15 protein-coding genes and 2 pseudogenes are annotated in these 21,745 nt (G+C 42.6%); 10 read left to right on the top strand and 7 right to left on the bottom strand.

What is annotated here, in order from left to right; translation table 11 throughout:
- Nucleotides 1–74: 74 nt before the first annotated feature.
- Together LC608_RS03170 and LC608_RS03165 are read left to right on the top strand one after the other, a co-directional pair.
- Nucleotides 75–455 carry a hypothetical protein gene (locus tag LC608_RS03170; RefSeq protein WP_229552144.1) on the top strand — a complete coding sequence of 127 codons (381 nt, stop codon included), beginning with the start codon at nt 75–77 and terminating at the stop codon, nt 453–455.
- A gap of 65 nt (nt 456–520) precedes the next feature.
- Nucleotides 521–910, top strand: a pseudogene (locus LC608_RS03165) (CHAT domain-containing protein); the annotation flags it as partial.
- Between the two features lie 190 nt (nt 911–1,100).
- Here the strand turns inward: LC608_RS03165 and LC608_RS03160 are convergent.
- Nucleotides 1,101–2,684: a calcium-binding protein gene (locus tag LC608_RS03160; RefSeq protein WP_229552143.1), complete on the bottom strand. Its 1,584-nt coding sequence runs from the start codon at nt 2,682–2,684 to the stop codon at nt 1,101–1,103.
- Nucleotides 2,685–3,822: 1,138 nt separating this feature from the next.
- On the opposite strand from LC608_RS03160, the gene LC608_RS03155 reads away from it, so the two are divergent.
- The 3 genes from LC608_RS03155 (at nt 3,823) to LC608_RS03145 (ending at nt 7,316) form a co-directional block, all read left to right on the top strand.
- On the top strand, nt 3,823–4,086 hold the full coding sequence (locus LC608_RS03155) for a hypothetical protein (protein ID WP_229552142.1): 264 nt from the start codon (nt 3,823–3,825) through the stop codon (nt 4,084–4,086).
- Nucleotides 4,087–4,628: 542 nt separating this feature from the next.
- A complete protein-coding gene (locus LC608_RS03150) occupies nt 4,629–6,203 on the top strand; it encodes a reverse transcriptase domain-containing protein (RefSeq protein ID WP_229552141.1) in 1,575 nt (524 codons plus the stop codon).
- A gap of 198 nt (nt 6,204–6,401) precedes the next feature.
- Nucleotides 6,402–7,316, top strand: a complete 915-nt coding sequence (locus LC608_RS03145; RefSeq protein WP_229552140.1) for a hypothetical protein — start codon at nt 6,402–6,404, stop codon at nt 7,314–7,316.
- Between the two features lie 205 nt (nt 7,317–7,521).
- Here the strand turns inward: LC608_RS03145 and leuD are convergent, their stop codons facing one another.
- Together leuD and leuC are read right to left on the bottom strand one after the other, a co-directional pair.
- Nucleotides 7,522–8,130, bottom strand: a complete 609-nt coding sequence (gene leuD / locus LC608_RS03140; RefSeq protein ID WP_229552139.1) for a 3-isopropylmalate dehydratase small subunit — start codon at nt 8,128–8,130, stop codon at nt 7,522–7,524.
- Nucleotides 8,131–8,225: 95 nt separating this feature from the next.
- Nucleotides 8,226–9,629 carry a 3-isopropylmalate dehydratase large subunit gene (leuC, locus tag LC608_RS03135; protein WP_229552138.1) on the bottom strand — a complete coding sequence of 468 codons (1,404 nt, stop codon included), beginning with the start codon at nt 9,627–9,629 and terminating at the stop codon, nt 8,226–8,228.
- Nucleotides 9,630–9,724: 95 nt separating this feature from the next.
- On the opposite strand from leuC, the gene LC608_RS03130 reads away from it, so the two are divergent.
- The gene (locus LC608_RS03130) at nt 9,725–9,895 is read left to right on the top strand and encodes a transposase (RefSeq protein WP_229552137.1); all 171 of its coding nucleotides are present in this window, start codon (nt 9,725–9,727) and stop codon (nt 9,893–9,895) included.
- 376 nt (nt 9,896–10,271) lie between these two features.
- Entirely contained in the window at nt 10,272–11,468 is a 1,197-nt protein-coding gene (gene dxr, locus LC608_RS03125) for a 1-deoxy-D-xylulose-5-phosphate reductoisomerase (RefSeq protein ID WP_229552136.1), read from the top strand.
- 153 nt (nt 11,469–11,621) lie between these two features.
- Here the strand turns inward: dxr and LC608_RS03120 are convergent, their stop codons facing one another.
- On the bottom strand, nt 11,622–12,071 hold the full coding sequence (locus LC608_RS03120) for a hypothetical protein (RefSeq protein WP_229552135.1): 450 nt from the start codon (nt 12,069–12,071) through the stop codon (nt 11,622–11,624).
- A 307-nt stretch (nt 12,072–12,378) separates the two neighbouring features.
- On the opposite strand from LC608_RS03120, the gene LC608_RS03115 reads away from it, so the two are divergent.
- Nucleotides 12,379–12,576 carry a hypothetical protein gene (locus LC608_RS03115; protein ID WP_229552134.1) on the top strand — a complete coding sequence of 66 codons (198 nt, stop codon included), beginning with the start codon at nt 12,379–12,381 and terminating at the stop codon, nt 12,574–12,576.
- A 99-nt stretch (nt 12,577–12,675) separates the two neighbouring features.
- On the opposite strand, the gene LC608_RS03110 is transcribed toward LC608_RS03115, so the two are convergent.
- Nucleotides 12,676–13,176 (bottom strand): thioesterase family protein, encoded by a 501-nt coding sequence (locus LC608_RS03110; protein WP_229552133.1) that lies wholly within the window; start codon nt 13,174–13,176, stop codon nt 12,676–12,678.
- Between the two features lie 186 nt (nt 13,177–13,362).
- Here LC608_RS03110 and LC608_RS03105 point away from each other — a divergent pair, with 186 nt between their 5' ends.
- Complete coding sequence (locus tag LC608_RS03105) at nt 13,363–13,521, top strand: hypothetical protein (protein WP_229552132.1); 159 nt, start codon at nt 13,363–13,365, stop codon at nt 13,519–13,521.
- Nucleotides 13,488–14,069, top strand: a pseudogene (locus LC608_RS03100) (CHAT domain-containing protein); the annotation flags it as partial. The gene LC608_RS03105 and the pseudogene LC608_RS03100, both read left to right, overlap by 34 nt.
- A 357-nt stretch (nt 14,070–14,426) precedes the next feature.
- On the opposite strand, the gene LC608_RS03095 reads toward LC608_RS03100, so the two are convergent.
- Together LC608_RS03095 and LC608_RS03090 are read right to left on the bottom strand one after the other, a co-directional pair.
- On the bottom strand, nt 14,427–14,771 hold the full coding sequence (locus tag LC608_RS03095) for a DUF1815 family protein (protein WP_100898754.1): 345 nt from the start codon (nt 14,769–14,771) through the stop codon (nt 14,427–14,429).
- Nucleotides 14,772–16,062: 1,291 nt separating this feature from the next.
- Nucleotides 16,063–21,687, bottom strand: coding sequence for a response regulator (locus LC608_RS03090; protein ID WP_229552131.1), 5,625 nt, complete (start codon nt 21,685–21,687; stop codon nt 16,063–16,065).
- Nucleotides 21,688–21,745: the final 58 nt, after the last annotated feature.

Raw genomic sequence — 21,745 nt, 5'->3', positions numbered from 1 at the left:
AATTAGAACTTGCAGTAGCATTACCAGAGCTAGCAGAGGTCATCTTTAAAAGGGGTGAGTCAAGCAGTGGTAGAGTGATAGGAATTGATGCACAAGGGCAAGTGCTATCAATTTTGCGTAATGACAAAACTACCACGATTCCTCTGAGCCAAATTGCAAGAGTAGTTTTCAAGAATGGGGCGTTGGTTTATAGAAGCGATAGGAAGCCATTAATGCGAAGTGGGGAAGACCCTCCTACAGGCAAACTAGTAACTTGGAGGGGCATACCTTTAAATAATTTTACCGTAAAAAATCCTACTCAGGGTCAAACGGTGGTGAAGCTCAAACCACCTGTAGTTTCCACAGTACAGTTGCGGGGTATTCAGTCAGTGGCGAGACGTTGGAAATATGTGGTATATGAAATCCAGTTCAATTCGCAACAAAGAACGATCACTATTCTGGCGAAACCTTATTGAGCGTGAATCAATTCATCTGTAGGGGAGTACATCTATGCCCCTAAGCTTTTGAAACCGGCGGCGAACTTTTTGACGCTCTCATTCGCCCTATAGAAGACAACATTAAGGCCCTATCACCTAAACAACTGAGTATTATTGCTACTGGTAAACTCCGCCATTTACCTTTTGAGGCTGTTTACGACAATAAAACCAACCAATTTCTGATCCAAAAATATCCTGTCAACTATCTCACTCGCATTTCCAATAATTCCTTAAAATCTCTAGGTATGCAAAATGCCATACCTCGCAAACTACAAGCTGTTTTAGCATTTGGTAATCCAGTAACCAGTGAGCCGCAAAATCTCCCAAGTGCAGAAGCAGAAGTCATAAGGATTAAAGAAATACTGCCAGACAGTGAAGTTTATATCCATAAAAAAACTACCTTGGAAAACTTTAGATCCCAAAAACTGGCGTAGGTTAGGTCAAAAGAGGCAAGGGGGCAGGGAGCGGTGGGCAGGGGGAAAAACTGAGACGGAGCTTGTACTCCGCCCCAGTTCAAGCGTGCTGGAAAGACGATTGGATTAAGAATCTCTAATTAGCAATGCTAATGATTGGGGTTATTAGGATCTAGCTCCAAGCTTGCAGACATGTTTAAATTCTGTCTAATTAGCCAACAATCTCAAAGTTCGTAGCTGCCAATACTGGTGCTGCTGTTAATGGATTGTTATCGTTATCAATGTTGGCAAACAGCCCATCTGTCCCAAAGCCTGATGAACTCAAGTTTGGGTTAAAGAACAAATTGCCAGTTCCAAGACTGTAAGTAATGACTCCAAAGCTAGTTGAAGCTGCTGCATCATTAGCTACTATCCTAATATCGGACAGATCGTCGAGTCCGACAAAAGTTGTACTATCCAGGACAATTGTGTCAGCATTGCGGTTAAAGTCAGTAATTTGATCTACGCCTAGATCATCAGCATTGAACGAAGCGCCTGATCTGAACACAAAGCGATCGCTACCAGCACCGCCTGTCAGGATATCATTACCGTTGCCACCTTGTAGCCAGTCTCTACCAGCACCACCATTGAAGGTGTCATCTCCATCGCCACCAATTAGGGTGTCATTTCCAGCATCACCAGAGCCAGTTAAGGGTGTAGCTGTGCCACTACCATCAAGCGAGTCATTGCCAGCACCGCCTGTAAAGCTGACTGCACTGACGCTAGTTTCCTCCAGGTCGTTAACCTCGAAGATGTCATTGCCTCCGCCACCATTGACTTCAAAGCTCTCTACGGTGTCTACAGTCAGGGTGAAAGGAACTAAGTTGAGCCGATCAAAGATTGCTGTTCCTTCTTCGGCGTCTTGTTCTAGGAGGAAGGTGTCTCCTGCACCTGCTGCGCCGTTGACTTGAACCACGTCAGAGCCAGCGTTACCACTAATTCTGTCGCTACCGTCACCGTTGTTCCAGATGAGTCGGTCGTTGCCACTTCCACCGATGAAAGTGTCGTCGCCACGATCTCCTTGTATGGTATCGCTCCCGCTCCCACCGTTTAGTAAGTCGATACCGTCACCACCTTGCAGGAGGTCATTACCAGCGCCACTATTGAAGGTGTCATCTCCATCGCCACCAATTAGGGTGTCACTTCCAGCATCACCAGAGCCAGTTAAGGGTGTAGATGTGCCACTACCATCAAGCAAGTCATTGCCAGCACCACCTGTAAAGCTGACTGCACTGACGCTAGTTTCCTCCAGGTCGTTAACCTCGAAGATGTCATTGCCTCCGCCACCATTGACTTCAAAGCTCTCTACGGTGTCTACAGTCAGGGTGAAAGGAACTAAGTTGAGCCGATCAAAGATTGCTGTTCCTTCTTCGGCGTCTTGTTCTAGGAGGAAGGTGTCTCCTGCACCTGCTGCGCCGTTGACTTGAACCACGTCAGAGCCAGCGTTACCACTAATTCTGTCGCTACCGTCACCGTTGTTCCAGATGAGTCGGTCGTTGCCACTTCCACCGATGAAAGTGTCGTCGCCACGATCTCCTTGTATGGTATCGCTCCCGCTCCCACCGTTTAGCAAGTCGATACCGTCACCACCTTGCAGGAGGTCATTACCAGCGCCACCATTAAGGGTGTCATTTCCACTTCCACCAATTAGGGTGTCATTTCCACCAAAGCCACTGAAGTTATCAGAAGCAGTATCACTAGTACCTGTATCTGCTCCATTGGTTGGCCCTGGGCCTGGAATCCAAGTTACTGCCATGATTAATCCTCTTGATTCTTAATTTTTAAGTGAACAATGAGTTACTAGTACTTCATTTCTAAGAAGAGTATGAAAGTACTAGTTTTTATCTACGAGCTACAAAACTTATAGTTTTTAGCCGCTAAGTATTACTCAGAGATACATTCTGGTTTTATGCAAAATATTGATTTTTATGGAACTCTTTATTATGAAAATTGAAACTTTTATAAGATAGAATATCGTCCGTAAATACCTTTACTAACAAGCTTTCAGCCGATTAGATTATTTTAAATAAAGTTAGAATAACAAATGATAACTAAATAAGAATCCGTGCTTATATTGTGGCTTTAATGACAACCTTACACTTGCCGAGCAGTATTATATTAATAAGCTAGTACTTGCCTGTCAAATATAGTGAGGTTTATCTAAAGTATTTAAAAGTCTTACCAACTTAAAAGTAGCTATGGCTAATCGATCCGTGCTATTAATAACCAAGGGTTTTTACTGAAGGCTAAAGCATGGACTTTTGCATTTAGTCTTAAATAATTGAAACTTTTGATAAAATAGAATATCGCCCGTAAATGCCTTTGCTAACAAGCTTTCAGCCGATTAGATAATTGAAACTTTCAGCCGATTAGATAATTTTAAATAAACTTAAAACAACAAATAATAACTAAATACGAACCCGTGCTTATATTGTGGCTTTAATGACAACCTTACACTTGCCGAGCAGTATTATATTAATAAGCTTGTATTTGCCTGTCAAATATAGTGAGTTCATCTAAAGTATTTAAAAGTTTTGCCAACTTAAAAGTAGCTATGGCTAATCGATCCGTGCTATTAATAACCAAGGGTTTTTACTGAAGGCTAAAGCATGGATTTTTGCATTTAGTCTTAAATATAAGTATTTATCTAACGAGTCAAATGTAATACTTTAATCTGATTGAATATTTCCGTTCTAGAGTTAATTTCATCCTATATTGCCTAACCGTTGTTTATAAACTACTGTTTATAAAGCATTATTTTGCTTACCCCGAATCTTTGAGGGGATATCAAAACTTTTCGATCTACTGAAATTCTGACTTAGAGAATTCTTCCTCAAAGAGCAAGACTTTCAGGGGTTAAAACTTCATCACACACAATTGCGGAAAATTATATTATGCCCAGACTAATTGTTTCTTTACTCCCATTCATAGGGACTTCTGGTTCCGATCTTGTAATAGGACAAGAGGATAATGCATTCCCAGGAATTGGAATTGAGGTTCTAAAAAAGGGAATCATTGATACTCAAGCAGGTAACGATACTATCAAGGGTACTGGCACCGGCAGCAACGAGACTTTCAATTTTAGCGCAGGCACAGGAATTGCTAACAGTGGCACCATCAATGTAGGGATAGGAGACGATGTGCGATTCGTTGCTTAGTGAATCTCGGTATCCAATCCGTACATAACTAAGCCAGCCCGACAGCAGATTACTGTCACTAAAGGCTGAACTCTCGGTCAGATGTAGGTGCAAGCCCTACCATTTAGACTCAGAATTGACTCCCTATCTGCCCACACCGAACAAGCTCGATTCTTGTAGAGTGAAGCTGGGAACAGGGCGCAATCAGACAGCCGTTGCGGGTTGACACTGGCGCTAACGGGAAGTTCCTACGGTGAAACAGAGCCTAGAAAAGCAACCTACCTATGGGCAGGGCGCAACATAAAACCCCCTGACCCCGCTAGAGAATAATTCCCGCCGAATGGGTCGTCAATATCGGCAAGAGTCAAGGGAATCTAGCGGTTGAATTGGCTACACCTAACGGAACAAACAATCTCTCCGAGGGAACGAATAAAAACGATTTGTGGGTCTAGGGGCAGTCGAACCCCAAGTAGGCTAGACGAGAAGCGGAACCCTCACAAGTCGGGTAGGACAGACCGTAATTGGTCTGAGGTGTTCAGAATACACAAACTCCAGAAGAGAAAATGATTAGACACAGTTACAAAACTAGTGAATCTTGGGTAGCCCTACCGTGGAAGAAATTCCGCCGAAATCTATTCCGCCTTCAAAAGCGCGTGTATAAAGCTGTTCAAGTTGGAGACAAGCGGAAAGCTAGGTCACTCCAAAAGCTTATTCTCAAATCCACCTCGGCTCGATTTCTTGCAATTAGACAAGTATCTCAGCTAAATGCTGGTAAAAAGACGGCTGGTATTGATGGTAAGAAATCCCTATCATCTGAAGAACGCTTCAACCTTGAAGAACTACTGAAAATGAATAGTGGAAATTGGAAGCATCAAGGACTACGGGAAATCCCTATCCCCAAGAAGGACGGGACTACCAGAATGCTTAAGATACCAACCATCGCGGATAGAGCTTGGCAATGCCTAGCAAAATACGCACTGGAACCAGCACACGAAGCCACTTTCCACGCTAGAAGTTACGGGTTTAGAACTGGGCGCTCTGCCCATGATGCACAATATTACATCTACACAAACCTCAACTCCCAGACTAGCGGAATAGAAAAACGAGTAATCGAACTCGACATCGAAAAGTGCTTCGACAGGATTAATCACTCAGCAATAATGGACGAACTCATCGCTCCCAAAGGTCTAAAACTCGGTATCTTCCGATGCCTTAAGGCAGGAGTCAACCCAGAATTTCCCGAACAAGGAACCCCCCAAGGGGGAGTGGTAAGTCCCTTACTAGCTAACATCGCGCTCAACGGGATTGAGAGTATTCACAGACACCACAGGAATCCAAAACAGAGTGTCTCTTCTGGAACTCCAATCGACTCCATCAGAGAACCATCAGTCCGATACGCGGATGACATGGTTATCATACTCCGACCCGAAGAGGACGCAACAGAGATACTTGAAAGAATCAACGAGTTCCTCCGCAAACGCGGAATGAATGTAAGCCAAAAGAAAACCAAAGTTACCGCAGCGACAGATGGGTTTGATTTCCTCGGCTGGCACTTTAAAGTACAGAAAAACGGAAAGTTTAAAAGCACTCCCTCAGTGGACAACTTCAAAGCGTTCCGTAAGAAAGTAAAACACATTGTCAACAACTCGAATTATGGTGCTACTACAAAGGCTGAAAAATTAGCCCCGGTAGTTAGAGGGTGGAGAAATTACCATAAGTTCTGCAAGATGGACGGGTCTAGAAACTCGTTATATCACATCGAAACCAGAGCCAAAAAGGTATTCAACAAGGAAACCAAACTAAATCGCCATTCTAGCAAGAAATTACTAGACAAAGCATTTCCAAAGGTTCCATACTCCGAAAATAAACACGTCATGGTCAAAGGGACAAAATCCCCCTATGACGGAGATACAGCCTACTGGAGTGAACGTAATAGTAAGCTCTACGACGGCGAAACCTCTAAAACCCTCAAAAAGCAGAACCATAGATGTGCTTCCTGTGGCTTGAAATTCATCGATGAGGAAAAAGTTCACCTGCACCACATCGACGGAAATCACGCCAACTGGAAGAAGAATAATCTAGAAGCAATTCACGAGAGTTGTCACGATTACAAACACATGAGCAAAAGCGAAAGCTAAGAACATCGGGAGCCGGATGCACAGAAATGGGCATGTCCGGATCTAACTGAGAGGTGCGGGAGATAATACTCCCCATCGACTCAACCGAGTATCAAGGGCACTGGCACTGCCGGTGAGGGCTATCGAGGTGAGACTGCACGCGGTATAGGTATCTCTAACACTCAGGGCGGCTACATTAATGGAGGAGATGGAAAAGATTTGATCTTCGGAACCGGAAAGGGAGCCGAGGTATCCATTGATGACCTTAAACCTGCTACAGGCATCAATAATACTCAGAATAGCCGCATTGATGGAGGATTTGGGGACGACTCTATCTTTGGAACTGGAATTGCAGTATTTGAGGGGCCTGCTGTAGGAATCTCTAACACTGACCGCAGCAATATTAATGGAGGAGAAGGGAACGATTCGATCAAGGGAACTGGAAATGGTGGAACTGGAGAAGATGGTACAGGCATCTTCAACAGTGGTGCTAGCGTGATTAATGGAGGGAAAGGAAACGATTCTATTACTGGTATCGGCAACGGCAGGGATGCAAGTTTAGAACCTTTTAGATCATTCAACGCAGGTAGGGGTATAGGCATCTCCAACAGTAAGGGTAGTGTGATCGATGGAGGGCAAGGAAACGATTCTATTACTGGTATCGGTAAGGGCGGTAAAGGGAGCTACGATACCCCTTTTGGGGAGCTTGGGCCCGGTGAAGGTATAGGCATTGTTAACAGTGGCATCATCAAATTAGGCGATGGCTTGGATACCCTTACTGGCTATGGCACCAGCATTGGTATCCAAGGCGGTACCATTGATGGTGGAAACGGTAACGATTACTTCAAGGCTCGTCGAATTGATGCTAACGGTAATCCCGTTTTAGGACAAGGAGGCGCTATTGCCGATGTCTTGATTAAGGGTGGAGGTGGCTCCGACACATTTGATGTTGGTTACGGTAATGCCACGATCAATGGTGAATCGGGATTAGACAAGCTAATTTTGCCTGATTTCAAAAGTGATTATACCATTCTAGGCAGCTCCAACAATTACACCATTAAGCGTGATCAGTTCACGTTGAATGTATTGAATGTTGAGGAAATTGCTTTTCTTGGCGTTGCTCAACAGAGCTAGTGTGCTTGGGATTGTGAATTAGGGATTTCCAACAAATAAATTATCCAATTTTGTAGAGCAAGCATCTTGCCCAATATTCCATTGTGCTTGCGGTGAATTGCTCTCCGCAAGCACAAAAAGCTTCAATTTTTGATGTTTTTATTGAGGTTATAAAATTCTTGGCATTTTCTTATTCCCTGGCTGATAACCAGAGAATAAGAAAATCCTAACTTGCAGCAAAATTGCCCCAACCTACGTAGGGTAATTTTGCTGCCGTTACCCGAACTTGGTCAGCATTGGCTACCAACTGACCGCAAGCATCCCAAGTTCCAGAAATAAATGTGCTTCTTGTCCCTTCACCGATCGCAACTGGGGCAGTGTAATCACCAATTTGTACTTGCAAGGTTTCCAGATTCACTGTCACGGTGGCTTGAGGATTAGCAGCCACTAAATCTTGCACTTGTTTAACAGTAACAGCATCAGCTGTCAGACAAGGTATCCCCATTGCCACACAGTTACCGAAAAAGATTTCGGCGAAGCTTTCACCGATTAAAGCTTGGATTCCCCATTTTGCGATCGCTTGGGGTGCATGTTCCCGTGATGAACCACAGCCAAAATTTCTATTGACTATTAAAATATTCGCCCCTTGGTACTGGGGTTGGTCAAAAGGATGTTCACCTTTAAGTGCTGTCCGATCATCAATAAATGCGCCTTCGCCTAACCCATCAAAGGTAACGGCTTTCAAATATCGCGCGGGAATGATGCGATCAGTATCTATATCATTGCCCACTAAGGGTATACCGCGTCCTGAAACTGTTTTAACTTCACTCACCATAATTTTATATAAGAAACGTAGACACGAAGTGGCTTCCCGCAGGGTAACGCAAAGAAAAGAAAGTTTGAGAGAGTTTTCTCTGTCACAAGATGGGGTTACAGTAACTCGCGTACATCAGAGACTTCGCCTTTAATCGCAGCTGTGGCGACCATCGCCGGACTCATTAACAATGTCCGACCGGAAGAGGAACCCTGTCTTCCTTTAAAGTTGCGGTTGGAGGAGGAGGCGCTGATTTGTCTTCCTTGTAGCTTATCGGGGTTCATCGCTAGGCACATAGAACATCCCGGTTCCCGCCACTCAAATCCGGCTTCCTGAAAGATTTTATCTAGTCCTTCAGCTTCCGCTTCTTCCTTCACCCTTTCAGAACCTGGGACAACAAAAGCTTTGATTCCTTCTGCAACGTGGCGACCTTTGGCGATTTTTGCAGCTTCTCGCAAATCAGTAATTCTGCCGTTGGTGCAACTACCAATAAAGCAGACATCTATTTTAGTGCCCTTGATCGGCTGGCCAGGATATAAATCCATGTAGCGATAAGCTTCTTCGGCAATAAATCGGTCTTCTTCTAGCAGTTCTTCCGGTTGAGGTACTGACTGATTGATACCGATACCTTGACCGGGAGTAATCCCCCAGGTGACGGTAGGAGAAATTTCCGCAGCGTCAAATATGACTACATCATCGTACTGGGCATCAGCATCGCTCTTGATGGAATCCCACCAAGCCACTGCTTTATCCCAATCTGCATGTTTGGGTGCAAAATCTCTGCCTTTGAGGTAATCGTAGGTGACTTGATCGGGATTAACGTAGCCGCATCTAGCACCGCCTTCGATCGCCATATTGCAGACAGTCATCCTCTCTTCCATATTCATTTGCTCAAATGTCGTACCGGCAAATTCGTAAGCATAGCCCACGCCACCTTTAACACCAAGTGAGCGGATGATATGTAAAATTACATCTTTGGCGTAAACTCCAGGGTTGAGAGTGCCGTGAACTGCGATTTTGCGGACTTTCAGTTTGGATAGGGCGAGGGTTTGGGAAGCAAGAACATCTCGGACTTGGCTAGTACCAATACCAAATGCGATCGCACCAAATGCTCCATGACTCGAAGTGTGACTATCTCCACAAGCGATCGTCATTCCTGGCTGAGTCAGCCCAAGTTCTGGAGCGATTACGTGAACTATACCCTGGCTACCAGAACCGATATTGTAAAAAGTTATGTTATTTTCTTGACAGTTATTTTCAAGCGCCTGGATCATTTCCTCTGCCAAGTTATCGGCAAAGGGACGCACCTGGTTTTCTGTAGGCACAATATGATCAACTGTGGCCACAGTCCGCTCTGGAAACAGTACTTTTAGACCCCTCTCGCGTAACATAGCAAAGGCTTGGGGACTGGTGACTTCATGAATTAGGTGAAGCCCGATAAATAGTTGCGTCAGTCCTGAGGGAAGTGTACCAACGGTGTGTAAGTCCCAAACTTTATCAAACAGGGTACCTTTGCTCATACGTCAATCAATATTTCAAGAGTCTGGTCTTAAATAGTATCAAAAAAAGTCTAGATTTTTGCAGATCACTTAAATATTACTTACATCCAGCAGTTATGCCATACTCTAGGAGCCTCACAGACGAAGAGTGGATGATCTTTAAACCCCTACTGCCTCAGATATTGCCGTCCAAAAAGCAGATGAAACCACCTAACTCGACAAAGCGAGAAATTTTGGATGGCATCTTCTATCAACTCAAGAATGGCTGCAATGTTAATAACATATAGAGAAGGAAATTTAGCTTGGTAAGCTAATATTTCTGCAAGGTCATATTTTCTTAATTCATTGATAGAATGATTAAAGTAATTTAGCGGGCTAAAGTAGACTTAATCTTCGGATATTTGAGTTAGAAGGTTCATCATATCTTCTTGTTTATTTGCCATGCTAAATATTCATCCATTTTTTTAGATTTATCTGCTATAAAACCTTGAAATTAAGGGATTGGGGCTGGCGCAGGCACGAAGACAAGGAGACGGAAATTTTCTTTCTCCCCCTCCCCGCGTCTCTCCTCGCCGTCATCAGTGTATCGATTATAGTGATTGCTGTTATTAAAGAGTCCCCGGCAATTTATAGTGGAAGTTGTCTGTAAATCCTTAAGCAATTGTGAAAGCGATTACTCTTGTTGGTTCCACTGGTTCTATTGGTACTCAGACTTTAGATATTGTCACTCAGTACCCAGATCAGTTTCGGATTGTGGGATTGGCAGCTGGGAACAATGTAGAGATGTTGGCTGCTCAAATTCGGCAGTTTCGACCGGAAATAGCAGCCATTTGCTCAGAAGATAAATTACCAGCGCTCAAAGAAGCTATCATTGACCTCGATCCCCAACCGATTTTACTGGCTGGTGAGGCGGGAGTGATAGAAGTCGCTCGCTACGGCGATGCTCAAACCGTTGTCACTGGGATCGTTGGTTGTGCTGGTTTGCTACCCACGATCGCAGCTATTGAAGCTGGTAAAGATATTGCCTTAGCGAACAAAGAAACCCTGATTGCTGGGGCCCCTGTGGTTCTACCCCTAATCGAAAAACATGGTGTAAAGTTACTCCCTGCCGATTCTGAACATTCCGCTATCTTTCAATGTCTCCAAGGTGTGCCAAAGGGAGGCTTGCGAAAAATTTTGCTGACTGCATCTGGTGGGGCTTTCCGGGACTGGGATGTAGAAAAGTTAGCAGATGTAACCGTTGCTGATGCTCTCAAGCATCCTAATTGGTCGATGGGACGTAAAATCACTGTAGACTCTGCTACTTTGATGAATAAAGGACTCGAAGTAATTGAGGCTCACTTCCTGTTTGGGTTGGATTATGACAATATCGAAATTGTCATTCATCCCCAGAGCATTATTCACTCGCTGATTGAACTGCAAGATACTTCAGTTTTAGCCCAACTCGGTTGGCCGGATATGCGCTTACCTTTGCTGTATGCTTTATCTTGGCCCGATCGCATTTACACCAACTGGGAACGACTAGATTTAGTCAAAGCTGGAAACTTAACCTTCCGTGAACCAGATCACCAAAAGTATCCTTGTATGCAGTTGGCTTATGCTGTGGGTAAAGCTGGTGGTTCGATGCCAGCTGTGTTAAATGCCGCCAATGAGCAAGCTGTGGCTTTATTTTTAGATGAAAAAATTCGGTTTTTAGATATTCCCCGGTGTATCGAATGGGTGTGCGATCGCCATCAAAATGATAACCGTTCTAATCCCTCTTTAGATGACATTTTGACAGCAGATAAATGGGCAAGACAAGAAGTTTTAACAGCGACTGAAAATTTAGAAACTCACTCGCGGATAATTTCTTTGCGATAAAAACCTTTACCCAGATACCCAAAAGGCAGATTTTCTGGCTCTTAACCAATTCTTGTTTAGCCTTCAGCCTAATGCTGAAGGCTAACGGCTAAATTCATTTTTGTCCATTCTTTGCTATGCGTTGTTAGCCTCTTTCTCTGAAATAGCTATTGATTAACTAGAGACATTTGTCTTTGGCTTTTGTAATAACAAAATAATTCCTAAAATCGGAAGAATTAAAGCGATTAAATGTATCACTTTAAACGATGTTATATTTATTACAATGTCTTGTGAAAAATATGCGTTGATAATTACCCGAATAATACTAAAAATATACCAACTATAGATTGCAATTGTAATCCATTTTGCCCACATCTTTTCTTGACATATTCCAACTATTGTGGAAACTGCCACTAAAACAGTGATCGCTAGAAAAAATATTGGTGTCAAAGATATCTCACTACCAGCAGTATTATTTCGAGCTATCATAACCCAAATTATTGCAGTAGCTGCACAAGCTAGGGCAACCAACCCTAAATATGCTATGCTGTACAACTTTCCAAGTTTGGTATAAATTTTGTTACCATACATTTTACTTTGGGCCTTGTTATTCTCACTAATCAAATAGGATTACTCATATATTATGCTTCCAAAATATAACTTCTGTATATTGTAATTATTGATACATTTTTTCATAAAAAATCTTTTTAGGAATTCTGCCAAATTGCCAAACAAATTGCCTCTTATCTAAATCATTGTCTCATTTTCAGGTAATATATCATTAATACAGTTGAAAGATATTAGCTTTAGTATCTATTTCAATTTAGGTCTAATAGCTTTAGTACTAATAATTTTTACTTCCGATAAAAACTTCCCCTTTCTGAATAAACACCTTCTCAGATAAGGGCTATTCTTAAGGAATTTCTACATTATGATTGCTACGTTAATTGTAGCTTGGATTATCTTCATAATATTGTGGAAGTTGTTGAAAGCAACCTTGAGTAGTGCATTAACTATTGCCGCAATCCTGATTTTATTAAACATTAGTTTTGGCATTACCCCACAAGATATTTGGCATCACATAATGCAGTTTACGCAAACTGTATCACAGTTCCAAAACGGCAAGTAAAAAATTAATAATTCACCTTTGTTAACAAAGGTGAATTACAAAAAAGGAATAGATAAAATTTTCAAAATTGAAGCAAATCGTGTCTGCAACTTTTGTTGGTCAATTTTTATTTAATGCTGAAATTTTAGCCAGTGCATCTTTAACACTCGGCGGCAACTGACGCATAATTTTACCTCTTTCGCTATCTAAAGCTACTAAAGTCACCTTAGCAGTAACGTACAATTGTTGCCCATCAGTTGAGACAATGGCATAATCCCAATTGATTCGTACACCAGTCACCTCAGCCATCCGCGTCTTTACCAACACTGCCATACCCAATTTAATTGAACGGTGATAGCGCACCGACAGTTCTACTACTGGTAAATCGCAACCTATAGCGACTAAATCAGCAAATTCAATCCCTATAGATCGCAAGCATTCAATCCGTGCTTCTTCCATCCACGCTATATAGGAACCGTGCCAGACAAGACCGGCATAGTCAGTGTGGTGAGGTTGCACTCTGACAGGATATTCAAACCAATTTTCAAATTCAGGACTTGATAAATTGTCAAGGGCGCTGGTTGGTGGTAGTTTTGGTTGGCTAGGTTTTTCTTCTGACATCTTCAAATTCCTCAGCACCTATAAATAAATTTTCCAAATTATTGAATAGCATAAAAATTAATTGCACTGCCGGATTTATTGATTTAATATTTCCCTTCCGAGTATAGGGAGTGTTTTGTTATACAGCCTAATCTCCGGTATGTGGGCGTTGTTACTTTGACTCTACTTAGTTTACTAGGTTTTGGGATGACATACCCAGACAATAACCAGGCAAGCACAAATGCAAAGTTAAGGTACGACTCTGGAGAAAAAGCTCAAGCTTTACCGAAGAATAATCAACTTTCAGAAATTGCAAGGCTCAACAAAGAAGCTATCAAAGAATTGCTACTTTCCGCCAAGCTTTAATCAATCCCAGTCGAAATATCAAAGCACCTGCACGCCAACTGTATGACTGGCTAATTAAACCGATAGAAAAAGACCTGGAGCTATCAGGTACACAAACTCTGATTTACGCTCCAGATGAACAGTTACGCTATATTCCTTTAACTGCTTTATATGATGGCAAACAATGGCTAGTGCAGCGCTTGGCTGTCAATCACATTACATCTGCCAGCCTGACTAACTTAAATACCCCAAAACAATCAACTTTGCGGGTTTTAGTCGGTGCTTTTACTAAAGGTAATTATCAAATCAAAGTTGGGAATCGACAGGTTGCTTTCGCTGGATTGCCTTTTGCAATGCGAGAAGTAGAAAGTTTAGCAGCTGCGGTTGCTGAAACTACGAAGCTTTTAGACGATGCCTTTAACCCCAAAGCTACTGTACCCCAAATGCATGATTATACAATTGTCCATTTAGCGACTCATGCAGGCTTTGTCGTCGGTAAACCAGAAGATTCGTTTATTTTATTCGGGAATGGCGATCGCGTTAACTTCAGAAATGTCGGCACTTGGTCAGCGAGAAAATTCATTAAAAATTCATAATTCATAATTGATAATTCATAATTGCGTTATGCAAATAGATTTAGATCCAATCAAAACGGGGTTGCTTGCTTGATAGTTGCAGGTTCTTTTAACCTGGCTTTTAATTATGAATTATGAATTAGTAATTATCCTGTGCGTTTTACTAACCTTCCAGCTAAAGGCTCAGAATCCGGCTCGTGAGGTTTTGGCAGATACAAAAAAATGTGCGATGGGCCAGCCACGGGCCAATCACTTAATGGTAATGGAGAACAGGTAAGAGCGATCGCTAACTAAGCCACCGTTACCAATTACCAATAATCAATTTCTAATTTGCCATCGGCCTTTGGAACCTTAATACTTCTTGGCAAGAGTTTTAGAGCCTGTATCGGTTTGCATAGATTGCTTGACAAGATCAGCCAGATCGTCTAATTGGCTAATCGCCTCTGCACCTTCTAGCTTCATTAATTCGCGGTCATCCCGCATTTCCGTCCAAGTAATCCCGTAATCGGACACCAAAAACCGAATCAGGTGGTTATCACCAAGGCTAACCATAAACGATGCACTATTCATTTGATCGCCACAGGTGTAGCAGGATGCAGGATATCCGCGCCGTTCTAATACAACGGCCAAGGCTTGCAGGTTCATTACCAAGTCTTGGACGAATTGTCGATGTTGATGTGCTAGTCTCAGAAACACTTTTGTCCTCCAGACACCACAGTAATTTGAGTTTCTTTTATATTTTCTTTAGATTTTCTCATCCATTGGTATTGTAAACTATTCAATACAATTACCAGACAGATGATATTGAGTCGTTAATTGACTACCTTGTTTAGGGTAGTGGATCAAATTTTTGAGCGCCGTATCAAACTATTCAGTTTGCAAATTAAAAATCTCGGACAGAATTTCTAAATTTAACTATATCTTTATACACTTCTGTCAGGGTAGATTCTTACAAGAAGCGATCCGCTTTAAGAGTAAGTTAAATCTGGCACTAGTCAACTACAGGAAAGCTACATATTTCGCTTTAGAAGGCGGGTTGCAGCCTAAATAAGTGTTATTAGAGGTTATAACGTAGTTTCACATTGTTATACTCTCTTTTGTTTAGATGTTTACTATGTTCTCCTTCTAACGTAGATTTTGGGTAACCGCTCAATAATCCGGGGTAAATTGCTCAGTGACAAGGCTCAAATGGCGTAAAATCGTTACTTATTTGGTAGTTCGCCCCGATTTATTGAGCGGATAGATTTTGGTATATACAAGGAATTTAGTATACCAAATTCGTTCCTCCTGTATATATCAAGTTGAGCAGATAACAGTGCAAATTTGATATTCAGTACTACAACCAGGTTAGTTATAGTTCTTTATACAAACTTTACGTAATTAATAGATAAGTCTGAGTAGAGAATCCACAATGGATAAACCCAACACTGACAATACCTAAAGTCAGCAGAGCAATGTTGCCATTTAGGCAATATTTTCAAATATTTTGGGATTACTCTAAAAAAGTTGTATAAAACAAAGCACAGAAATTTGGAAAACTCTTTATCTTAGTTTGGTTTTGCCAAATTGAATGCTCATCATATAACATATTTTGATTATTTATTCAAAGTTAATAATTATTTTTTATAGTAGTGCTCGTTGAAAACCCTTGCAAAAGAAAACTATAACCGAGGAAGCGTAAAAGTAAAAAACCTTGACAGTTTTACTGCCAAGGTCTTCTACGATTTTCTGTTACCTGTACGTAAGCCTTATGGATAAGGCACAGAGCCAAATAAGATGTGTAAATAATTTTGCATTACCAAGAAGCGGAGGGGCAGGGAGCAGGGGGAGGAAGCCCTACCCGAAGCCATGGAGCAGAGCGGAACATGGGTATAAAGCCCCGCCATAAAGGGCGCTCTTGCTGGGGCGGAGTAACAAGCTCCGTCTCAGCTTTCTCCCTTGCTCCCTGCCCCCTGCTCCCCTGCCTCTTTTGACTACTGATTACTTACTAAACATTACCTGTAGTGCTAACAAGTTTCTCCCCTTTCAACATCCGCGCCGCAGCTTCAAGTAGAGCTTCTTCGAGATAAGGCTTGGTAAAGTAGCCACTAGCACCGAGTTGAGCTGCAATTTGTCTGTGCTTGTCTGCACCTCGTGAGGTGAGCATGGCGATAGGTAAGTGGTTGAGATTAGAGTCTTTCTGAATGCGAGAGAGTAACTCTAGACCATCGCAACGGGGCATTTCGATGTCGCAAAATACAATATCGCAAGGCAGACCAGAGCGGAGTTTATCCCAAGCTTCCTGTCCATCACGCGCCTGTTCTACACGATAACCTGCCTTATTAAAGGTTAGGGAGAGCAACTCTCGGACTGTAATCGAGTCATCGACGATTAGCACTGTCGGGTCAATCTTCGCAGGAGAGGTGTCTACAGGAATTCCTTTCTGTTGCCAAGAATTGCCACCAATTTGTGTAGAAATCCGTCCTTGGAAGATGTCAATTATTTCTAATACGTCAGCAATGGGCATAATCCGACCATCACCCAGGACTGTAGCACCAGCTACACCAATGGGTTTAGGCGCTGGCCCTTCAAACTGCTTAATTACAATTTCTTGTTCGCTCAACACTAGGTCAATCTGTAGAGCAATTAGGGTATTTGCCGATCGCACCACGACCACAGAAACCATATCATCATCTCTAGTGCCACCATAGACATTACCGCGACTGATTTGGCGATTGAAGGTTAAAAGTTCCTTCAGGGGACGGAATGGCAGCACCGTATCGCGCCAGGAAATAAATGATTCCCCATTGGCATCGTGCTGGATATTTTTGACTGGTATATCCAGCGTATCTTCTACACCGTCCATCGGGAAAGCGATTCTGGCTCGATCAGAGACGCAGCAGAGAGCTTTACAAATACTCAGAGTCAGTGGCAGACGAATGGTGAAAGTGGTTCCCTTACCGATCGCAGAATCAGTGTTCACTGTCCCCCGAATTTCGCTAATTTCGGAGCGTACTACGTCCATACCCACACCACGACCAGAAATTTCATCTGCTTGGTCTTTGATGGTAAAACCAGACTGGAACAGCAGATCGTAGACTTCCAGGCGAGACATGGCTTTAGCCTGCGCTTCTGTAATCATGCCAATCTTCACCGCTTTAGCCTTAACCTTTGCTGAATCGATGCCTGCGCCATCATCGCCTACAGAAATTATCGTTTGGTTGCCTTGATGGAAGGCGCGGATAGTAATGATTCCTATGGGTGGTTTTCCAGCAGCTTGCCTTTCTTCTGGCGTTTCAATACCATGAGCGATCGCATTATTCAGCATGTGAGTTAACGGATCGGTGAGATGATCTAAAATCATCTTGTCAATTAAGGTATCGCCACCTTCGATCACCAACTCTACTTGTTTGCCGCACTTAATGGCGTTATCGCGCACTCCTCGCCGCCAGCGATCGATAGTTTGGGCAAAAGGCACCATTCGCGCTCTTGTTAATCCCTCTTGTAGCTGGGTAGTTACTTGGCGGAACTGCCTTGCTACGCGCTCGGTTTCTTCGGTAACAAAATCAATGTCACTTGCCGACTCACGCACTCGCACAATGCGCTCAATCATCTGCTGGGACAGGGTATGGAAGGGAGTAAAACGATCCATTTCTAACTCGCTAAAACCCCTTTCGGCATTGAAATCAGGCGCTTGGAAGCCGGAGTCTTTCTTTTTGCGTCCAGCTAATAGAGAAGCTTCTAATAGCGATCGCTCGTACAACTCCTGCATTCTTGCGCCTACATCCGAGAGTTGTTGTACCTGAATTAGCAAGTTATCTAATGACTGCCGCAGCCGTTCATGATCCTGCTCTAAGGTATTGCGATTTACCACCAACTCCCCAACTAAATTACTCATATCGTCCAGTTGCTTAACTGGAACCTTCATCGTTTCTTCAAATCTCGCAGCCCGACGAGTAGAGGGACGGGTAGTTTTGTTAGTGTTAGGTTTTACTGATGGTGAATGGGATATTGTTTGATCCGCTTCTGCCAGCAACTTTTCTAAGTCACCAAATTCATCTATAGATGGTAATGGAATGACATTTTTCGCTAAGACTGGTTGAGTGTTGAAGGGCTGGCGTTGGCGTAGTCCGTCGTTGGCATCGCTGGCGTTATCTGTACCTAGCAATTCTTCCAGCGCTGCAAAATCTACTTCTGGTATCTCCCTAGCTTTGAGGTTAAGTGGTACTTCCTCTCCTAGTAATGCTTCCAAGTCGGCAAAATCATCTTCTGGAACAACTACTTCAACGTTTTCTGTTGTTACCAATTCTTCAATTGAGGTAACAATAGCGTTTTCGCCCTCTGACACTGGTACAGATTCAGATGTCTCTGCTAGATCCCACAAATCGGTTTCTATACCTTCCTGAATAACCGTTTGCGTATCAATTTTTGTCGCACTTTCTCCTAAATCTTCCTGCTTTTCTGCTTCTAATAGAGCAGTTTCTGTAAACAATAAATCATTTCCTAAACCCAGCTCTGTATTTTCAAAATCTGTATTTTCTGGGAACTCAAAGGCAGTTTCTAAGTTATTGTTCGGCTCAGTACCTAAAACTTCTGGGCTTGTCTGGGCTAAATCTGTAGTTTCTCCAAAACTGATATTTTCTATAGCCGATAGTTCATCCACAGTATTATCTGTGGTTTCCATCTGAATATAGGTGGATGTGGCAACATCTTCAAACAGCAGTTGCAAATTTTGATCGAAAGAGCCAAACAAATCATCTTGCTGTGCTTCAAGTAATGCTAAATCTGAACTTTCTTCAAAACTGATACTTTCTATAGCCGATAGTTCATCCACAGTATTATCTGTGGTTTCCATCTGAATATAGGTGGATGTGGCAACATCTTCAAACAGCAGTTGCGGATTTTCATCGAAAGAGCCGAACAAATCATCTTGCTGTGCTTCAAGTGATTCTAAATCTGAACTTTCTTCAAAACTGATACTTTCTATAGCCGATACATCCACAGTATTATCCGTGGTTTCCATCTGAATATAGGTGGATGTGGCGACATCTTCAAACAGCAGTTGTGGATTTTCATCGAAAGGGTTGAATGAATCAAGTTCCAGATCAAGAGCAGATATCTCTGGTGGCTGATTAGTAAATTCTGGAACAAAATCTAAAGCTTCTGGTTGTTGCGATCGCTTGATAATTTCTTCCCCTGGATGCTGCGCCAACAAAGGCGTTTCAGGCGCGGAAGGCTGTATGCGATCGTTGATTGCAGGGGAAATGGTTGAGTTACTCGGTGCTAACTCATCAAAGAAATCATCTCCAGAATCTGATGATAATATCAAATCTAGCTGTTGCTGCTGGAAATTGATATCAAAATCTTCTTCTATGTCAAAACTGGCTATAGGAGAAGGTATTGGCTGCTGACTGTCGGCAAAAATGTCATTAGTTGCAGCAAACAAACTCTCCTCTAAAGCCCTTTCCACATTTTGCTCAATTAAGGAATTGAATTCGTCCTGTTCCTCTGTGCTTTCCTGGTTCCAGAAGTTGCTCAGATCATTTTCTGATTGAGAAAACTCTGGTGCTGTTACAGGAGATGTATCAAATAAATCACCGAGTTCTGGTTCGCTTGTAGGTAGTAGTGACTGTTCTTCCGTTCCAGCAAATAGGCTGTCTAGAGACAAGCCTGTTTCCTGGGGTAATTCTATGTAGTCACTAGGAGTAATTTCTTCTACCCAATTTGCATTTCTAGTTTCTAAGAATAAGTTATCAAAACTGTTTTGTTCGTTGGTAGATAGTTCTACAGAGGCGTTTGCCTCAGTTTCTGGTTGAGTTACTTCGCCTGTAGGTAATAGTTCGATATCATCTAGTGCCAGTGTCAATAAATCTTCAACGACATCGTTTTTGTTGACATCAGGAGGCAGGTTTGTATCACTAGTATCAATAGATTCTTGTAAATCCTGGGAAGAAGAGTCTAAATTTATATTAAGTACGTTAATAAGTACGTTAATATCGCTTAACTCTAAAGTCGTAGCAGATGTTTGTTGATTTTGCGATTCTGAATTCTCTTTTTCTAAGAAATTTTCGCCAAATAATAGGGATAAATCTTCTGTCGTGGTTGTAGCTGTTGGCTGCTGCTCGTTACTTGTCTCTTCATCAAAGGAGAGGAAATCTGATAAATCGCTATTAGCGTCCTCAGTGTCTGTGCTGTTGAAATCAATCCCAAAATCATCGGTGGCAGCAATATCTAAGATTTCTTCTTGATGCCAGCTTTCATCTAGTTCGGGAGTATTTCCGTCAAATAAATCAGCAAGGGTATTTAACTCAGCTATTCCTACCTCTGGCCCATTGTGGTCAAGATTGCTACTGATTGGATGTACTTCGTCATGTGTGTTAAAACTAAGACTAGTGTGAGTAGTAGCGTTTAATAGTGCCCCTTGTTGAACATAAGCGCGATCGCCCTTGACGTTGGCGTAACCAGATTCTCGCGGACTCGCTAACGCTGCGCGATCGCTAGTATCCTCTTCTAAATTAAGTTCTTCACTTGTCTGGGCTAGGTTAGTTATGACTAACGGCTCGGTGTTACCAGATAAAATTGCCTCTGACGCAGTTGATGATTCTGTCAAAGATACAGATTGTTCGTTAAACAAATCTGTGGTAACTTCTAGCAACTCAATTTCTGCAAAGTTCAAAAGCGCTTCTAGTTGCTGACTAATTGTAATTTCAGCTTCTCTACCTTGCAGGACTAATTCTTGAGCTTGCTTGATTTCGGTAATGACAATTTTAGCTAACGTCAGATAAGTATTTTCCGGATTGCCGATCGCACTCGCTGCTGCTTGACACAAACCACACCACTTGGACAAGTTCCAAGTTTCACCAAGCCTGACTAACTGGTAACAGCATTGCTGAAGGTTTTGTCGAGTTGAAGGTGTTGTTGTTTGCTTAAACAGTTGCAACATTTCCCGCAGTCTTTGCAGCACCTGGGCTTGAAATTCGCCCCAATTATTATTTTCTTTGGCACTGAGAGGCGATAGCGCAGCGTTAGCGAGTCCGCGAGCGTCTCGCACCTCTTGGGGCGCTACCGACAAAGATATTTCTGGAGATTCCTGATGGATGTCTTCTGCCAAACTGGGAATATCTGGCCGCAGGAAAATTTCTGTAAGTGTAGAGACATTCTCTACAGAGGTTGTCTTTAGTTGGCTTGTACTATGTGATCCACTTTTTGCTTGTTCTACAAGTAGTTCCAGATGCTGATATAGCCATTGAAAGACTGGCTCAGTTTCTGACATCAAAGTATTAGCCGCATCTTCAGAAAGACCATAAGGGCCACTCAAATGCTCTAACAGTGATTTCAGGGTATCAGATACACCGAGAAATAAAGACTCTAACTTTTGGTCAATCTGAACCGGATTATCTTTGAGAACTTTAAAACAATCTTCCAGACGGTGAGAGGTATGCTGGATGCTAGTCAATCCAAGCATCGCCGCTCCTCCTTTGATGGAGTGAGCCGCCCGGAAGACTTCACTGATCATTTCCGGGTCGTTCAGGGTACCCTCTAAATTCAGCAAGCCCTGCTCAATAGTATTCAGGTGATCCCTGGCTTCTTCGATAAAGTAACCCAAAATCCGCTGTTGTTGTTCCGGCAGCATAGTTTTTTAGTCATTGGTCATTGGTCATTGGTCATTGGTCATTAGTCATTGGTCATTA

Origin of the sequence: Nostoc sp. XA010 (assembly GCF_020829625.1) — a bacterium.
GTDB lineage: Bacteria > Cyanobacteriota > Cyanobacteriia > Cyanobacteriales > Nostocaceae > Nostoc.
This window is presented reverse-complemented; position numbering and strand designations above follow the sequence as displayed.